Annotated in this window: 17 protein-coding genes; 16 read left to right on the top strand and 1 reads right to left on the bottom strand. The window is 64.4% G+C overall.

What is annotated here, in order from left to right; genetic code table 11:
• Positions 1–158: 158 nt before the first annotated feature.
• The gene (locus QN347_RS07930; protein WP_322163636.1) at positions 159–1,382 is read right to left on the bottom strand and encodes an NADP-dependent isocitrate dehydrogenase; all 1,224 of its coding nucleotides are present in this window, start codon (positions 1,380–1,382) and stop codon (positions 159–161) included.
• Positions 1,383–1,518: 136 nt separating this feature from the next.
• Here QN347_RS07930 and QN347_RS07925 point away from each other — a divergent pair, with 136 nt between their 5' ends.
• The 16 genes from QN347_RS07925 to QN347_RS07850 all read left to right on the top strand — a co-directional run bounded on the left by QN347_RS07925 (position 1,519) and on the right by QN347_RS07850 (position 16,072).
• Positions 1,519–2,247, top strand: coding sequence for a phosphatidylserine decarboxylase (locus QN347_RS07925; RefSeq protein WP_322163638.1), 729 nt, complete (start codon positions 1,519–1,521; stop codon positions 2,245–2,247).
• Positions 2,248–2,407: 160 nt separating this feature from the next.
• A complete protein-coding gene (locus QN347_RS07920; RefSeq protein ID WP_189674834.1) occupies positions 2,408–3,223 on the top strand; it encodes a CDP-alcohol phosphatidyltransferase family protein in 816 nt (271 codons plus the stop codon).
• Positions 3,224–3,643: 420 nt separating this feature from the next.
• Positions 3,644–4,489, top strand: coding sequence for a 30S ribosomal protein S2 (gene rpsB, locus QN347_RS07915; protein WP_189674833.1), 846 nt, complete (start codon positions 3,644–3,646; stop codon positions 4,487–4,489).
• 85 nt (positions 4,490–4,574) lie between these two features.
• Positions 4,575–5,513 carry a translation elongation factor Ts gene (gene tsf / locus QN347_RS07910; RefSeq protein ID WP_322163640.1) on the top strand — a complete coding sequence of 313 codons (939 nt, stop codon included), beginning with the start codon at positions 4,575–4,577 and terminating at the stop codon, positions 5,511–5,513.
• A gap of 353 nt (positions 5,514–5,866) precedes the next feature.
• Positions 5,867–6,541, top strand: coding sequence for a UMP kinase (gene pyrH, locus QN347_RS07905; RefSeq protein WP_322164200.1), 675 nt, complete (start codon positions 5,867–5,869; stop codon positions 6,539–6,541).
• 3 nt (positions 6,542–6,544) lie between these two features.
• On the top strand, positions 6,545–7,102 hold the full coding sequence (frr, locus tag QN347_RS07900) for a ribosome recycling factor (protein WP_322163642.1): 558 nt from the start codon (positions 6,545–6,547) through the stop codon (positions 7,100–7,102).
• 35 nt (positions 7,103–7,137) lie between these two features.
• Positions 7,138–7,842 (top strand): isoprenyl transferase, encoded by a 705-nt coding sequence (locus QN347_RS07895; protein ID WP_133188499.1) that lies wholly within the window; start codon positions 7,138–7,140, stop codon positions 7,840–7,842.
• Positions 7,839–8,639 (top strand): phosphatidate cytidylyltransferase, encoded by an 801-nt coding sequence (locus QN347_RS07890; RefSeq protein ID WP_322163645.1) that lies wholly within the window; start codon positions 7,839–7,841, stop codon positions 8,637–8,639. The genes QN347_RS07895 and QN347_RS07890 overlap by 4 nt, the downstream gene beginning before the upstream one ends.
• Complete coding sequence (locus tag QN347_RS07885; RefSeq protein WP_322163646.1) at positions 8,636–9,829, top strand: 1-deoxy-D-xylulose-5-phosphate reductoisomerase; 1,194 nt, start codon at positions 8,636–8,638, stop codon at positions 9,827–9,829. Before QN347_RS07890 ends, QN347_RS07885 begins: the two co-directional genes overlap by 4 nt.
• Positions 9,826–10,959, top strand: coding sequence for a M50 family metallopeptidase (locus tag QN347_RS07880; protein ID WP_189674828.1), 1,134 nt, complete (start codon positions 9,826–9,828; stop codon positions 10,957–10,959). Before QN347_RS07885 ends, QN347_RS07880 begins: the two co-directional genes overlap by 4 nt.
• A gap of 68 nt (positions 10,960–11,027) precedes the next feature.
• Complete coding sequence (bamA, locus tag QN347_RS07875) at positions 11,028–13,817, top strand: outer membrane protein assembly factor BamA (protein WP_416194499.1); 2,790 nt, start codon at positions 11,028–11,030, stop codon at positions 13,815–13,817.
• Positions 13,817–14,548 carry an OmpH family outer membrane protein gene (locus QN347_RS07870; protein WP_133188491.1) on the top strand — a complete coding sequence of 244 codons (732 nt, stop codon included), beginning with the start codon at positions 13,817–13,819 and terminating at the stop codon, positions 14,546–14,548. Before bamA ends, QN347_RS07870 begins: the two co-directional genes overlap by 1 nt.
• A gap of 5 nt (positions 14,549–14,553) precedes the next feature.
• Entirely contained in the window at positions 14,554–15,030 is a 477-nt protein-coding gene (fabZ, locus tag QN347_RS07865) for a 3-hydroxyacyl-ACP dehydratase FabZ (RefSeq protein WP_133188489.1), read from the top strand.
• Positions 15,030–15,248 (top strand): hypothetical protein, encoded by a 219-nt coding sequence (locus QN347_RS07860; protein WP_322163650.1) that lies wholly within the window; start codon positions 15,030–15,032, stop codon positions 15,246–15,248. The genes fabZ and QN347_RS07860 overlap by 1 nt, the downstream gene beginning before the upstream one ends.
• Before the next feature lie 81 nt (positions 15,249–15,329).
• Positions 15,330–15,563, top strand: a complete 234-nt coding sequence (gene rpmE, locus QN347_RS07855; protein ID WP_010186706.1) for a 50S ribosomal protein L31 — start codon at positions 15,330–15,332, stop codon at positions 15,561–15,563.
• Between the two features lie 182 nt (positions 15,564–15,745).
• On the top strand, positions 15,746–16,072 hold the full coding sequence (locus QN347_RS07850; RefSeq protein ID WP_133188485.1) for a PilZ domain-containing protein: 327 nt from the start codon (positions 15,746–15,748) through the stop codon (positions 16,070–16,072).
• The last annotated feature ends 133 nt before the right edge of the window (positions 16,073–16,205 follow it).

The raw sequence follows: 16,205 nt of genomic DNA, 5'->3' as shown, positions 1-16,205 counted from the left end.
GCTGAGGTCGGCCGATTGTGCTCCGAAGGCAGCGCGATTAACTGCGCGATCGTTGTTGTCGCGCCGCCCGATACCTGACGACCGTTCGGAGCAAGGAGCTCGGGGTGCAAGCAGGACGCTCGCAACCCCGGGGCTCCTCATCTCCGGGAACGCCGGTATCAGCCGGTGATCTCGCCCATCTTGGCTTCGAGGTTGACGCGGACCTGCTCGAAGAACTGCTCCGTCGTCATCCACGGCTGCTCCGGGCCGATCAGCAGCGCGAGATCCTTGGTCATATGACCGTCCTCGACCGTCTGGATGCAGACCTTCTCGAGCGTCTCGGCGAACTTGGTCACTTCGGGCGTACCGTCGAACTTGCCGCGATACTTGAGGCCGCCGGTCCAAGCGAAGATCGACGCGATCGGATTCGTCGAGGTCGCCTTGCCCTGCTCGTGCTGGCGGAAGTGGCGCGTGACGGTGCCGTGTGCGGCTTCCGCCTCGACCGTCTTGCCGTCGGGCGTGAGCAGCACCGAGGTCATCAGGCCGAGCGAGCCGAACCCTTGAGCGACCTGGTCCGACTGGACGTCGCCGTCATAGTTCTTGCACGCCCAGACGAACTCGCCGTGCCACTTGAGGGCGGACGCAACCATGTCGTCGATCAGGCGATGCTCGTAGGAGATGCCCGCATCCTTGAACTTGTCCTTGAACTCGGTCTCGAAGACCTCGGCGAACAGGTCCTTGAAGCGGCCGTCGTAATATTTGAGGATCGTGTTCTTGGTCGACAGGTAGACCGGCCACTTCAGGTTGAGGCCGTAATGCATCGAGGCGCGTGCGAAGTCGCGGATCGAGTCGTCGAGGTTGTACATCGCCTGCGCAACGCCCGACGACGGGAATTGGAACACCTCGCGGTCGATGACCTTGCCGTCATCGCCTTCGAACACGAGCCGCAGCTTGCCGGGGCCGGGCACGAGGAAATCGGTCGCGCGATACTGATCGCCGAATGCGTGACGACCGACGACGATCGGGTGCGTCCAGCCCGGGATCAGGCGCGGGACGTTCTTGATCACGATCGGCTCGCGGAAGATCGTGCCGCCGAGGATGTTGCGGATCGTGCCGTTGGGCGACTTCCACATCTTCTTGAGGCCGAATTCCTCTACGCGCTGCTCGTCGGGGGTGATCGTCGCGCACTTAACCCCGACGCCGTACTTCTGGATCGCCTTGGCGCTGTCGACGGTGATCTTGTCGTCGGTGTTGTCGCGGCTCATCATGCCGAGGTCGTAATATTCGAGATCGATGTCGAGATAGGGGAGGATCAGGCGCTCGCGGATCCACTGCCAGATGATCCGCGTCATCTCGTCGCCATCGATTTCCACGACGGGCGTCTTTACCTTGATCTTCGCCATTTCCGCTCTTTCCTGAAGGGAGGTTTGGGGAGCGTCTAGGAGCATGGCGCGCGGTGATCAACCCGCACCCGGTCCAGGGCGGAGCGCTTTGGGTTCGCGATTGTCGCAGCGAGGGGGGTGAGCTACAGTTTCCGGCATGATACCATCCGACAAGCTGAACCCGTCCGCCGAAGCCGTGAAATGGCGCGTTCCCGATCTGCACCCCGAGGGGCGCAAATATGTCGCGATCGCGCTGCTGATCGCCTTCCTCGCGTGGGTGTTCGTACCCATCCTGACGTGGCCGCTGCTCGGGCTCGCATTGTGGGTCGCCTTGTTCTTCCGTGATCCGGTTCGTGTCACGCCGTCGGGCGAGGGTCTGATCATTTCGCCTGCCGACGGCTTGGTCTCGATGATCGAACGCGTGGCCGTTCCGCGCGAGCTCGCCGGGCCGAATGGCCTCGGCGACGCGCCGCTGATCCGCGTTTCGGTGTTCATGTCGGTGTTCGACGTGCACATCAATCGCACCCCGATCGCCGGCACGGTCAAGCAGGTGGTGTATATCTCGGGCAAGTTCGTCAACGCCGAGCTCGATAAGGCGAGCGAGGACAATGAGCGCCAGCATATCGTCGTCGAGGGTCGCGACGGCCGGCGCATCGGCTTCACCCAGATCGCCGGGCTGCTCGCGCGGCGGATCGTTCCGTTCGTCAAGCCAGGCGACATGATCGCGGCGGGGCAGCGGATCGGTCTCATTCGCTTCGGCAGCCGGCTCGATGTGTTCCTGCCCGATGATTGTGCGTGCCAGGTCGTCCTCGGCCAGCGCAGCGTGGCTGGCGAGACGATTCTCGGGCGCATCGGCGGCACCGTCGCAAGCGGGATCGCGCAGTGATCGAGCGTGTTTCAGCGTCACCTGTGCGGTGGTCTTCGCCTGCCATTCGCGTCGAGCGTGTCGAAGCGTTGCCTGCTACATCGCCGAATGTGCGTTCGTGCGCGGCTGAACGCGTCAGCATTTCGCGGATAATGTCCGCCGGCCTGCCGGGCATCGCCGCATGACCACGCCCCTGCGCCGCACCGCTGCGCGCGGCCTGCCATTGCGGGCCGTCGCGCCCAACGCGGTCACCGCCTTGGCCTTGTGTTCCGGGCTTACCGGGATTCGCTTCGCAATCGCCGAGCAGTGGGAAACCGCTGTGCTGATGGTGATGATCGCCAGTGTGCTTGACGGGATCGACGGCCGGATCGCGCGGATGGTTCGCGGCGAGAGCCGGTTCGGCGCTGAACTCGATTCGCTGTCCGACGCGATTTCATTCGGCGTCTCGCCCGCGCTGATTCTCTATTTATGGTCGCTCAAGGAAGTACCGCGCTTCGGGTGGCTCGTCGCGTTGGTGTTCGCGGTGTTTTGTGCCCTGCGGTTGGCACGCTTCAACGCTGGCATCGATGTCGCCGAACAGCCGCACAAATCGGCTGGTTTCCTCACCGGTTCACCGGCGCCGGTCGGCGCAGGGCTCGCGATGTTGCCACTCTATCTGTGGTTCTGGACCGGCCTCGATCTGTGGCGCTCGCCGTTCATCGTCGGGCCGTGGGTCGCGTTGATGGCGATCCTGATGGTGTCGAGCGTCGCGACCTTCAGCTGGTCGTCGCTCAAACTGCGCACCAATATCCGCTTCGAGGCGATCGCAGTCGTCGTGTTGCTCGGCGCGGCGCTGATTTCCGCGCCATGGCACACGCTCACGTTCCTGTGTGCCGCCTATCTGGCGACGGTGCCGTTCAGCATCGCCGCCTATGCAAAGGTCAAGCGGCAGCGCGCAGCTTCGGCCGGGCTACCGCCGACACCGTCCGCATCCGCGCCCGAAGCCGAGGTTCGCTGACGATCCAAACTGGAGGTCGCGTCGCCATCGGATCTACACCGTCGCGGAGCAACGCAACGATCCGCGGCAAGGCCGGCACAAGCGTCAACCAGAACACCGCAACGCTCGCTGCCAGCGCGCTTGCAAAAACCAGGAAACCGATAACAGCCATCGTTTATCTCCGTCTATCACGGTGAAGCGTCATGAAGTCGCAACATCCTTAAGGCGTTCGGGTTCCCCGTTCCGCTCTCGAGCATGGTATGTTCCGTTTCCGTTCTGCGTGTCAAGTCGTGTTCCGGGTTGATTGTTGGGGCAAGCTCGGCTAACGGGGCCGCCTTCACACCGCATGGGAAGCACATATTGCCGGTGTCCGTCCGGGGTTTCACCCTGGATCCACGGATGACTCGCTTCCCAGAGGCACAACCGGAAAGGACCTATGTTATGGCGGCACCAGTCGTCTCAATGCAGCAATTGCTCGAAACGGGCGCACACTTCGGCCACCAGACGCATCGCTGGAACCCGAAGATGAAGCCTTACATCTTTGGCGACCGCAACGGTGTCCACATCCTCGATCTCTCGCAGACCGTTCCGCTCTTCGCGCGCGCGCTCGAGTTCGTCTCGGCGTCGACCGCCGCTGGCGGCAAGGTCCTGTTCGTCGGCACCAAGCGCCAGGCGCAGGAGCCCGTCGCTGACGCCGCTCGCCGTTCGGGCCAGCACTTCGTCAACCATCGCTGGCTGGGCGGCATGCTCACCAACTGGAAGACCATCTCGGGTTCGATCAAGCGCCTCAAGACGCTCGAAGAGCAGCTCTCGGGCGACACGCACGGCCTCACCAAGAAGGAAGTCCTCCAGCTGACGCGCGAGCGCGACAAGCTCGAGCTCAGCCTCGGCGGTATCCGCGACATGGGCGGCATCCCCGACGTGATGTTCGTGATCGACGCGAACAAGGAAGAGCTGGCGATCAAGGAAGCCAACACGCTCGGTATCCCCGTCGTTGCGATCCTCGATTCGAACGTCTCGCCCGACGGCATCGCATTCCCGGTTCCGGCGAACGATGACGCCAGCCGTGCGATCCGCCTGTATTGCGAAGCGATCGCGATCGCCGCGACGCGCGGTGGCAACGAGCAGATGTCGCGCCGTCAGGACATCGGTTCGATGGAAGCGCCGCCCGCCGAGGAAGCGCTGACCGTGGCACCGGAGGCTCCTGCCGCCGAGATCACGCCGGCATCGGACGCAGCCCTGCAGGCCGAAATGGTCGCCGAGGCCGAGCGCCAGATCGACGCGTAAGCGTCACCGAACTGACCTATGGGCGGGGTAGGGCTTTTCGCCCCGCTCCGCCTATATTCGTATCTACAGACAAGAGGATTTTCACATGGCCGAGATCACTGCAGCAGCGGTTAAGGACCTGCGCGAAAAGAGCGGCGCGGGCATGATGGACTGCAAGAAGGCGCTGACCGAAGCGGCTGGCGACATGACGGCGGCGATGGATTGGCTGCGCGCCAAGGGCCTCGCTGCTGCCGCCAAGAAGTCGAGCCGCACCGCGGCAGAGGGCCTGATCGGCGTTGAAGTCAACGGCACCAAGGGTGCGGCGGTCGAAGTCAATTCGGAGACCGATTTCGTCGCGAAGAACGACCAGTTCCAGACTTTCGTGCGTGACGTTACCGCAGTCGCGCTCGCGCTCGGCGACGATATCGAGATGATCAAGCAGGCCTCGATCGGCGAGAAGACCGTCGAAGAGACGCTGACCAGCAACATCGCGACGATCGGCGAGAACCAGAACCTGCGTCGCGCCAAGCGCCTCGAAGTGACCTCGGGCGCGATCGTGCCGTACATCCACAACGCAGCCGCTCCCGGCCTCGGCAAGATCGGCGTGCTCGTCGCGCTCGAGAGCGAAGCTGGCGAGGACGTGCTCCTCCCGCTCGGCAAGCAGATCGCGATGCACATCGCGGCAGCCTTCCCGCTGGCGCTCAACGAGGACGGCCTCGACCCCGAGATCGTCGCGCGCGAGCGTGCGATCGCGACCGAAAAGGCTTCGGAGAGCGGCAAGCCCGCCGAGATCGTCGCCAAGATGGTCGACGGTGCGATCGCGAAGTACTGCAAGGAAAACGCGCTCGTCAGCCAGCTGCTGGTGATGGACGGCAAGACCAAGATTTCGGACGTCGTCGCCAACGCTGCCAAGGCCGCCGGCAAGTCGATCGAGCTCAAGGACTATGTCCGCTTCCAGCTCGGCGAAGGCATCGAGAAGGAGTCGAGCGACTTCGCAGCCGAAGTCGCTGCCGCTTCGGGCGTTCCGCAGCAGCCGGCCGCGTAAGCGATTCGGTTTCGCCTTCGGGTGATGCGATAAAGGGCAGGGGCCGCGCCGGATGGTGCGGCCCTTGTTACGTCGGGAACCCGTCCTCCCCGCGAAAGCGGGGATGACGCTGCCTGGCCCGGGCCGAGAAGAAGAAGCGGGACCCTCGCTTTCGCGAGGGTGACGGAAGCGGGGGCACGCCCACATCCGCGCCGACCCGAGCACTCTGCACGGTTTCCGCGCTTCCAATCATCCGGCGTCGCCGATAAGGTCCGCGCCGCACCGCCCGCTGGCGGACCAAGCCCATTGCAGTCTGGATTCTCGTGACAATCGCCCACAAACGCATCTTGTTGAAATTATCGGGCGAAGTCCTGATGGGCTCGGGCGGCCTGTCGATCGACCCCGACGTCATCGCGCGCGTCGCGGCCGAAATCGCCGATGTGAAGCACCAGGGCTACGAACTCTGCGTCGTCGTCGGCGGTGGCAACATCTTCCGCGGCATCTCGGGCGCGGCACGCGGCATGGACCGCGCGACCGGCGATTACATGGGCATGCTCGCGACCGTGATGAACGCGCTCGCCGTCCAGAATGCGCTCGAGCAGATCGGCGTCGAGACGCGCGTCCAGTCCGCCATCCCGATGGCGTCGGTGTGCGAGCCCTTCATCCGCCGCCGCGCCGAACGTCACCTCGAAAAGGGGCGCATCGTGATTTTCGCCGCCGGCGTCGGCAGTCCGTTCTTCACCACCGACAGCGGCGCAGCCCTCCGCGCTGCCGAAATGAAGTGCGACGCGCTCTTCAAGGGCACCTCGGTCGACGGCGTCTATGATGCCGACCCGAAGCTCGTGCCGACCGCCAAGCGCTACGACACCGTCAGCTACGGCACCGTGCTCGCGCAGGACCTCAAGGTGATGGACGCCAGCGCGATCGCCTTGTGCCGTGACAACAATATTCCGATCGTCGTCTTCAACATCCGTCAGTCGGGCAACCTTGCCGCGGTACTGCGCGGCGAAGGCGTCTCGACGACCGTTCAGCATATCAAGGGAAACTGATCCATGGCCGCGTATGACAAGGCTGATCTCGAACGCCGCATGGCCGGCAGCGTCGAATCGCTCAAGGGCGATCTCAGCGGGCTGCGCACCGGCCGCGCCTCGACCTCGTTGCTCGATCCGGTGACGGTCGAAGTCTATGGCGCGCAAATGCCGCTCAACCAGGTCGCGACCGTCTCGGTGCCCGAGCCGCGGATGATCTCGGTCCAGGTATGGGACAAGATGAACGTCGGCCCGTGCGACAAGGCGATCCGTTCGGCCGGGCTCGGCCTCAACCCGATCGTCGACGGCACCACGCTGCGCCTGCCGATCCCCGATCTGACCGAGGAGCGCCGCAAGGAGCTCGCCAAGCTCGCCGGCAAATATGCCGAGGATGCGCGCATCGCCGCGCGCAACGTGCGCCGTGACGGGATGGATTCGCTCAAGGTCGACGAGAAGAAGGGCCTGTTCGGCGAGGACGATCGCAAGAAGCTCGAGACCGAAGTCCAGAAGCTGACCGACAAGACGATTGCCGGCATCGATGCCGCGGCATCGGCCAAGGAAAAGGAAATCCTGGGCAAGTGAGGCCGTTCGCCGCCCGGGCTGCCGATCCTGCGACCGTGGCCGGGGTGCTCCCGCGCCACGTCGCGATCATCATGGACGGCAATGGTCGCTGGGCCAAGAAGCGGCATCTGCCGCGGATCGCCGGGCACCGCCAGGGTGTCGAGGCAGTCCGCCGCGTCGCGCGCGCGGCGCGTGCGATGGGGATCGAGGCGCTGACGCTCTATGCCTTCTCGAGCGAGAATTGGCGGCGGCCGGAAGAGGAAGTCAGCGACCTGATGGGTCTGCTGCGCGTCTTCATCCGCAGCGATCTCGACGAGATGGTGCGCGACAATGTGCGGCTTCGCATCATCGGCGACTATCGCCGCTTTACCCCCGATCTCGTCGAGCTGATCGACACCGCCATCGCGCGCACGTCGGTCAATACCGGGCCGATCCTCGTGATGGCGCTCAATTACGGCGCGCAGGCCGAGATCGTCGAAGTCGCCCGGCGCATGGCGGAGCGTGCTCAGGCCGGCACACTCGACCCCGCGACGATCGACGCGGCGATGTTCGAGGATGAACTCGACACGCGCGACTTGCCGCCGCTCGATCTGTTGATCCGTACGTCCGGCGAAGTTCGGCTGTCGAATTTCCTGCTGTGGCAGGCGGCCTATGCCGAATTGCTGTTCGTCGACACGCTCTGGCCTGAATTCGATGCCGAGACGCTGGCTGGCGCGATCGCGACCTTCGGACAGCGGCAACGGCGGTTCGGCGGCCTGTGACCGCCGTCCCCAAGGCGGCCGGCCCGTCGAATCTTACACTCCGGATCGTTGTCGGATTGGCGCTGATCGCTGTTGCGCTGGGCGCGATCGTGTTCGGCAGCATCGCGTTCTGGCTGCTGTGCGTCGTGCTCGGCTTGTTCATGATGGCCGAGTGGTCCGATCTGCAACATGCGCCGCCACACACCAAGCGGCTCGCGCAATATGCGCTGTCGGTGCCGCTGGCGATCATGATGCCGGTGGTCGGGGCAGGGGCGGGGTTCCTGTCGCTTGGCCTGTTGGTTGGCGCGGCGTTCTTCGTCGTGATCGTGACGCGGCTCCCCGGCCTCGCGCGTGGCGTGCTGTACGTCGGGCTGCCGATCATGGCGCTGCTGCTGATCCGGCATCAGCGCGAGGGCGTGGTGCTCACGCTGTGGGCGCTGGCGCTGGTCTGGGCATGCGACATCGGCGCCTATGCTGCGGGACGCGCGATCGGCGGGCCCAAGCTCGCCCCGGCGATCAGCCCCAACAAGACCTGGGCCGGCCTCGCCGGCGGCGTTGCTGCGGCGAGCCTGTTCGCCGCGGCGATGCATTTTTACTATGGCCTGCCGCTTCGCCTGACGCTGGCGACGCCCTTGCTCGCCGTGCTCGCACAGGCGGGCGATCTTTATGAAAGCTGGCTCAAGCGCCAGGCGGGCGTCAAGGATAGCGGTACGCTGCTTCCCGGCCATGGCGGCGTGCTCGATCGCCTCGACGGTCTGGTGCCCGTCGCCCCCGTCGCGGCGCTGCTGATCCTGTTACCGAAAGTCTATTGGTGGTGAAGACGATTACAATTCTCGGCGCGACCGGTTCGATCGGTACGTCGACGCTCGATCTGATCGAGCGCGAGCCCGACCGGTTCGCGGTCGTTGCGTTGACCGCGAATTGCGACGTCGCGCGGCTTGCCGCCGCCGCGATCCGCACCAATGCCAAATTCGCGGTGGTCGCCGACGAAAGCTGCCTGCCCGAACTGCGCGCGGCGCTTGCCGGGACCAATATCGGGTGCGGCGGCGGGCGTGCCGCGGTGCTCGAGGCGGCGAGCATGGGTGCCGACATCACGATGGGCGCGATCGTCGGCTGCACCGGGCTCGAGCCGGTGATGGCGGCGATTGCTGGCGGCAAGACGGTGATTCTGGCCAACAAGGAACCGCTGGTTTCGGCGGGCGAGGTCGTTCTAGCCGCCGCAGCCAAATCGGGCGCGACGCTGCTTCCTGCCGATTCCGAGCACAATGCGATCTTCCAATGCTTCGACGCGGCGCGCCCGGAGCGCGTCCGGCGGATCATCCTGACATGCAGCGGTGGACCGTTTCGCGAATGGTCGACCGAGCAGATGCGCAGCGTCACGCCCGAACAGGCGGTCGCGCATCCGAACTGGTCGATGGGCGCGAAGATCTCGGTCGATTCGGCCACCTTGTTCAACAAGGGGCTCGAACTGATCGAGGCGGCGCGGCTGTTCCCGGTGCCGAACGACGCGATCGAGATCGTGATCCATCCGCAATCGGTGATCCATTCGCTGGTCGATTATGTCGACGGCTCGGTGCTGGCGCAGATGGGCCCGCCCGACATGCGCGTGCCGATCGCCTCGTGCCTCGCCTGGCCCGACCGGATGGCCACGCCGATGGCGCCGCTCGATCTCGTCGCGATCGGCCGGCTCGATTTCACCGCGCCCGATCCGGTCCGCTTCCCGGCGTTGCAACTGACGCGCGATGCGCTCAACGCGGGCGGCGCGCGCTCGGCGATCCTCAATGCGGCCAACGAGATCGCGGTCGCGGCTTTTCTCGCCCGCGAGATCGGCTTCCTCGAAATTGCCGCAATCGTCGCCGATACGCTCGAGGGCTATGATCCGGCCGCGCCGGCGACGTTGGAAGACGTGCTCGTGGTCGATGCCGAAGCGCGCAGGATGGCGCGCCGGTATGTCGGGTCGCGCGGCGGGGCGGCGAGAGGGGCGAACGTGAAGGATATCTCGGTTTGAGCCAATCCCCAGGCCTGTTGCTTACCGTCCTCGCTTTTGCGCTCGTCATCGGGCCGCTCGTTTTTCTGCACGAACTTGGACACTATCTCGCCGGGCGGCTGTTCGGCGTGAAGATCGACGCATTTTCGATCGGCTTTGGCCACGAGCTGTTCGGCTGGACCGACCGCCGCGGAACGCGCTGGAAGTTCAGCGCGCTGCCGCTCGGTGGCTATGTGAAGTTCGCGGGCGATCTCAACGCCGCCAGTGCCCCCGATCCGGCATGGCTCGAACTTCCGCCCGAAGAGCGCGCGCGGACTTTGCAGGCGCGTCCCGTGTGGCAGCGCGCGATCGTCGTCGCAGCGGGGCCGATCACCAATTTCATCGTCGCGATCATCATCCTTTCGGGATTTGCCATGACCTTCGGGGTCGACCGGACGCCGTCCGTCGTCGGTCTGGTCAGCCCCGGCAGCGCCGCGTCGACGATCGGCATGCAGCCGGGTGATCGCATCACCGCGCTTGGCGGACGCCCGATCGCGACCTTCAACGATGTCGCGCAATTCGCCATGCTACGCCCCGGCGAGCGTGTGATGGTCAGTTACGTCCGCGGCGGAGCAACCGTCGAGCGCGAAGCCGTGCTCGGAACCGCGACCGAGCGCGATCGCTTCGGCAACGAATTCAAGAAGGGCTTGCTCGGGATCGGCCCGACCGCACCCGTCGCTCGCCCCGTCAGCTTGCTCGAGGCGCCCGCGTTCGGCGTCGCAATGACGGGCAAGATCCTGCGGACAACGCTCGACGGCCTGGGCCAGATCATCACCGGGCGGCGCTCGGTCGATGAACTTGGCGGGCCGCTGCGCATTGCCAAAGTGTCGGGCGAACAGCTCGCGCTCGGCTGGCCCGACCTGATCTTCCTAATCGCCGGGGTTTCCATTAATCTCGGATTCATCAATTTATTGCCAGTCCCTCTGCTCGATGGCGGGCACCTGTTCTTTTACGCGATCGAGGCGATCCGGCGCAGGCCCGTGACGCCGGCAATCCAGGAATGGGCGTTTCGCGGCGGGCTGGCGGCGATTCTCGCGCTGATGATCATGGTAACGATCAACGATCTCGGCGCATTTGGCCTCTGGAAGTCGCTGACCGGCTTGATCGGTTGACGCTTGTAAGGCAGGGCGGGCCGACGATTTATCGGCCACGCGGAATTTTCTCCGATTTGGGGTGGGATGTGACAGCGATCAAGGTTTCCAATTTCGGCGCACGGGCCACCGCCGTGTTGCTCGCCGGCACGATGCTGACGGGCGTTCCGCTCGCGGCGTCGGCGCAGACGACGGGCCAGCCCGCCGCTGCTCCCGCGCAGGCCACACCTCCGGTCGTGGCTGCCGCCGCGCCGGTCGTGTCGCGTACGATCAAGTCGATCCGCGTCGAAGGCGCGCAGCGGCTCGAGCCAGAGACGGTGCTGTCCTATACCAAGCTGCGGACGGGGCAGGCGTTCACCAACGAGACGCTCGATCAGGCGATCAAGGATCTCTACGCGAGCGAACTGTTCGCCGACGTGATCATCGCCGGCGCCGATACCGGCGAGCTGGTGCTGCGCGTTCGTGAGAACCCGGTGATCAACCGCGTCATCTTCGAGGGCAACAAGCGGCTCAAGGAAGACAAGATCAAGAAGGAGGTGAAACTCGCCCCCCGCCAGATCTTCACGCGCACCGCGGTCCGGCAGGACGTCGCACGGATCGTCGAACTGTATCGTCGCCAGGGCCGCTTCGCTGCGGTCGTCGAGCCGAAGATGGTCAGCCTCGACCAGAACCGCGTCGACGTGATCTTCGAGGTATCGGAAGGCCCGAAGTCGAAGGTCCGCCAGATCAACATCCTCGGCAACGAGGTCTATTCGGACAGCAAGCTGCGCGAGCAGATGGCGACCAAGCAAGCGCGCTTGACCACGCTGCTGAGCTCGAACACGAGCTATGATCAGGATCGCCTGGCATACGACCAGCAGAAGCTGCGCCAGTTCTACCTGACCGAGGGCTATGCCGACTTCAAGGTGACCTCGGCGGTCGCCGAGCTGACGCCCGACAAGAAGGACTTCATCATCACGTACGTGGTGGAGGAGGGTAAGCGCTACAAGTTCGGTGATATCACCGTCGACAGCGACATCCGCGACTTCGACAATAAGAAGCTCGCCGCCAACCTCGGCATCAACAAGGGCGATTGGTACGACGCCAAGAAGGTCGAAACCGCGATCGATTCGCTGAGCGAAGCGGCCGGCCTGTTCGGGTACGCGTTCACCGAAGTGAACCCTGATTACGCGCGTGACAAAGACACGCTGACGATGGGGCTCAACTTCCACATCGCCGAAGCCAAGCGTACCTATGTCGAGCGGATCGACATCAACGGCAACACGCAGACGCAGGACAAGGTCGTCCGTCGCGAGATCCGTTTGTCGGAGGGCGATGCGTTCAACAGCTTCCAGGTCAAGCGCTCGCAGGACCGCATCAACTCGCTCGGCTATTTCCAGGACAAGTTCGAGATCAAGCAGACGCAAGGGTCCTCGCCCGACCGCGTCGTGCTGACCGCGAACCTCGAGGAGAAGTCGACCGGCGAGCTGTCGCTGTCGGCTGGCTATTCGAGCCTCGAACGCTTCATCATCCAGGCTTCGATCCGCCAGCGCAACTTCCGCGGCAAGGGCCAGGAACTGCGCGCGAGCGTCAACTATTCGACCTATTCGAAGTCGGTCGAGCTGGGGTTCACCGAACCGTATCTGTTCAACAAGAACATCGCGATCGGTGGCGACATCTTCCGGCGCGATTACAACGCGTTCAACTACACGCTCAATAACCAGCGCCAGACGACCTATACGCAGGTTTCGACCGGCTTCCAGATTCGCTCGGGCGTGCCGCTGACCGAATATTGGCAGCTCGCCGGCCGCTATGGCCTGTCGTACGATCAGGTCGGGTTGGACAAGTCGACCTATTATACCGACAGCAATTTCGACGGCATTCGCGGCAACTCGTCCAACGACGGGTGCGATCCGCTTCAGGCCGGGCGCTATCTGTGCGATGCAATCGGAAATCGCTGGACGTCGTCGGTCGGCTATTCGCTGATCTATGACAGCCTCAACAGCCGCTTGCGGCCGACCGCGGGGCATCGATTCATTTTCAGCCAGGATTTTGCCGGGCTCGGCGGTGACGTGAAGTATATTCGTACCAAGTTCGAGGGGTCGAAGTTCTTCAACATCGGCAGCGGCTTCATCGCGTCGGCCAACGTCGAGGGCGGCTATATCAAGTCGCTCGAAAAGAGCCGTGGCATCGGCATCGACAATGTCCGCATCACCGATCGCTTCTATCTCGGCGAGCCCGATTTCCGCGGCTTCGACATTCGCGGCGTCGGCCCGCGCGTCCAGCGGCAGAGCTACACGACCGATGCGGCGGGCAATCAGACGCTCGTCACCGATCGAACGAAGTTGCTGGCGGACGACGCGCTCGGCGGGCGTGCCTATTATCTCGGCAAGCTCGAACTCGAGATTCCGCTTGGCGCGGGCGCGCGCGAGCTCGGTTTGCGGCCGTCGATCTACGTCCAGGCGGGTGCGCTGTTCGGAATCACATCGCCAGTGCTGCAGGGCAGCCAGTTCCCGACGCAGATCGACCCCGTGACCGGCCGTGTGACCTACCTGCCGTTAATTACGCAAAACTACGCGACGAACGGCAGCCCGCTCTACGTCGTGCCGACGACCGATGCAACGAACCCGGGTTCGGCCACGACCTGCGCAGTCGGCTATTCGTCGACGATCGGTGGGGCGTGCACCGGGACGTCGACCAATGTCGCCTCGACCAGTTCGAACGCGCCGTTCAAGGAAACCTTCGGTGGCGATTCGCCGCGGCCGCGTATTTCGGTCGGTGCGGGCGTCAACTGGAACTCGCCGTTCGGTCCGCTGCGGATCGATCTTGCTTATGCGTTGCTCAAGGATAAGAGCGACGACTCGAAACTCGTTACTTTCAACGTAGGGACACAGTTCTGATGAAGACGTACCAGAAGCTCATGCTGGGTTGCGCGGCGATTGTGCCGGCGCTCGCGATGGCGAATTCGGCATTTGCACAGGCCAATGGCGTGGCGATCTCCGATCCCGAGACGGTGATCCTGACCGCGAAGGCGCTCGACGCCGCCAACCAGTCGATCAGCACGACCTACAAGGCGCAGCTCGACCAGGCGAGCGCACGCCAGGCTGCGCTGCAGACCGAAATGGCAACGCTCGGCGCGCCGCTCGACACCAACAAGGACAAGCGCCTGTCGGACGAGGAAATCGCCGCTGCCCAGGCTGCGCGCAACCCGATCCTCGCCAAGATGGAAGCCGCGCAGAAGACCGCGCAGGCCGAGTCCGCACGTCTCAGCGCACCTGCGACGCGCGCCCAGGCCTGGGCGATCGAGCAGATCTCGCAGAAGTATTCGGCTGCGGTGAAGACCGTCGTCGATTCGAAGAAGATCAGCTTGCTGCTCTCGGCCAATTCGGTCCAGTACAGCGCGCCGGCAGTCGACATGACCGACGAGATTAAGGCAGCCCTCGACGCCGCAAACCCGACAGTGTCGATCACGCCGCCCGCCAACTGGCAGCCGAGCCAGCAGACCGCGCAGCTGCAGCAGCAGTTCCAGCAGCTCGTCTATCTCTCGGCCGTGCGTCGCGCGCAGGCGCAGCAGGCTGGTGGCGCCGCCGCAGCACCGGCTGCCGGCGCCAAGGCGCCATCGGGCCGCTGAGCCCGATGAGCGATAGCGAAAGCAGGGGCCCGCTTGGCCCGCTCGATATCGGGCGGGTCATGGCGGCGCTGCCGCACCGGTATCCGATGCTGTTGGTCGACCGTGTCGAGGAACTGATCCTCGACCGGTCGATCACCGCCATCAAGGCGGTGACGATCAACGAACAGTTCTTCCAGGGGCATTTCCCGGGGCGGCCGATCATGCCGGGCGTGCTGATCGTCGAAGCGATGGCGCAAGCCGCCGGGATCCTTGCCGTCGAATCGCTCGGGCTCGCCGGCTCGGGCAAGCTCGTCTATTTCATGGCGATCGACGGCGCGAAGTTTCGTAAACCGGTCGAGCCGGGCGTGCTGCTCAAGCTCGAGGTCGAATTCGTCCAGAAGCGCTCGAGCGTCTGCAAGTTCGCAGGCCGCGCGACGATCGACGGGCAGCTCGCCGCCGAAGCCAATTTCACCGCGATGATCGCCGATCCGCCAAAGGCGTAATGGACGCGCTGACCTGGTTCGGTTTGTTGGCCGTGTCGGCGATGCTGGTCTGCTGCGCCTTCGAGCAGCGCTCGTCCTGGTGGGTGCTCGGCTTTGCCGGGGCCTGCGTGCTCGGGTCGACCTACGGCTTCCTGCAGGGGGCCTGGCCGTTCGGCGGCGTCGAGGCGATCTGGTCGCTGATCGCGCTGCGCCGCTGGTGGGGATTGCGGGGCGGTTGAGTTTGCAAAGACCGCTGCGCCCTGCTAGTGGCCACGACCTCGCTGCTGGTCGGTAACCAGCGGCTCTTCGGAGATTTAGACGTGAAAAAAGGCATTCACCCCGATTATCACACCATCACGGTGCAGATGACCGACGGCACGCAGTTCCAGACCCGCACCACTTGGGGCAAGGAAGGCGATCTGATGACGCTCGACATCGATCCGCTGGCGCATCCGGCATGGACCGGCGGGCGCGGCACGATGCTCGACGCAGGCGGTCAGGTCGCGCGCTTCAACAAGCGTTTCGGCGCGATGTCGTCGATCGGCAAGAAGTAAGCATTGCGACCAGCGCCGCACGGCGCTGCGCGGATCGAGCCGGCTCGTTCCCCATCACGGGGAGCGGGCCGGTTCTGTTTTGGGGCCACGGAAAATCGCCGCGGGGCAGCATCGCTAACCGCGCTTTAACGATACCGGCATAGGATTTCGTCTCCCGCGAATGGCGCGGGAAGGAACCGCCGATGATCGCCGCCGAATTCGAACCCGCCGTCAGACCCGATCGCCGTCGCAGTCCGCGTTCGCCGATCTCGCTCGATGCCAAGATGGGCCGCGGCGGTCTCGATCGCGCCTTGTGCAAGGTGACCGACGTCTCGCTGCACGGCGCCAAGATCCACACCTATTCGCCGATGACCAAGGGGGCGATGATCTGGCTGACGTTGCCCAAGATCGGCCAAATCATCGCGACGATCATCTGGGCCGACGAATATCAGGCGGGTTGCCAATTCCGCGAGCCGCTCGACGATGTCGCGTTCGCGCGGTTGACGGACCGGACGCTCGAACTGGCGTGACTTTGGCTGGCTTATCGTCAGCTACCATAAGTTTTGATCGATGCACGTCCGAGACAGTAATTACCCACCCCCTTGTCAAACCGGGCAGTCCGTGATTCATCCTGTTTATGAAACGTGAGGAACTCGAGGGGCT

The organism is Sphingomonas sp. 10B4 (assembly GCF_035019905.1).
GTDB classification, from domain to species: Bacteria; Pseudomonadota; Alphaproteobacteria; order Sphingomonadales; family Sphingomonadaceae; genus Sphingomonas; species Sphingomonas glacialis.
This window is presented reverse-complemented; position numbering and strand designations above follow the sequence as displayed.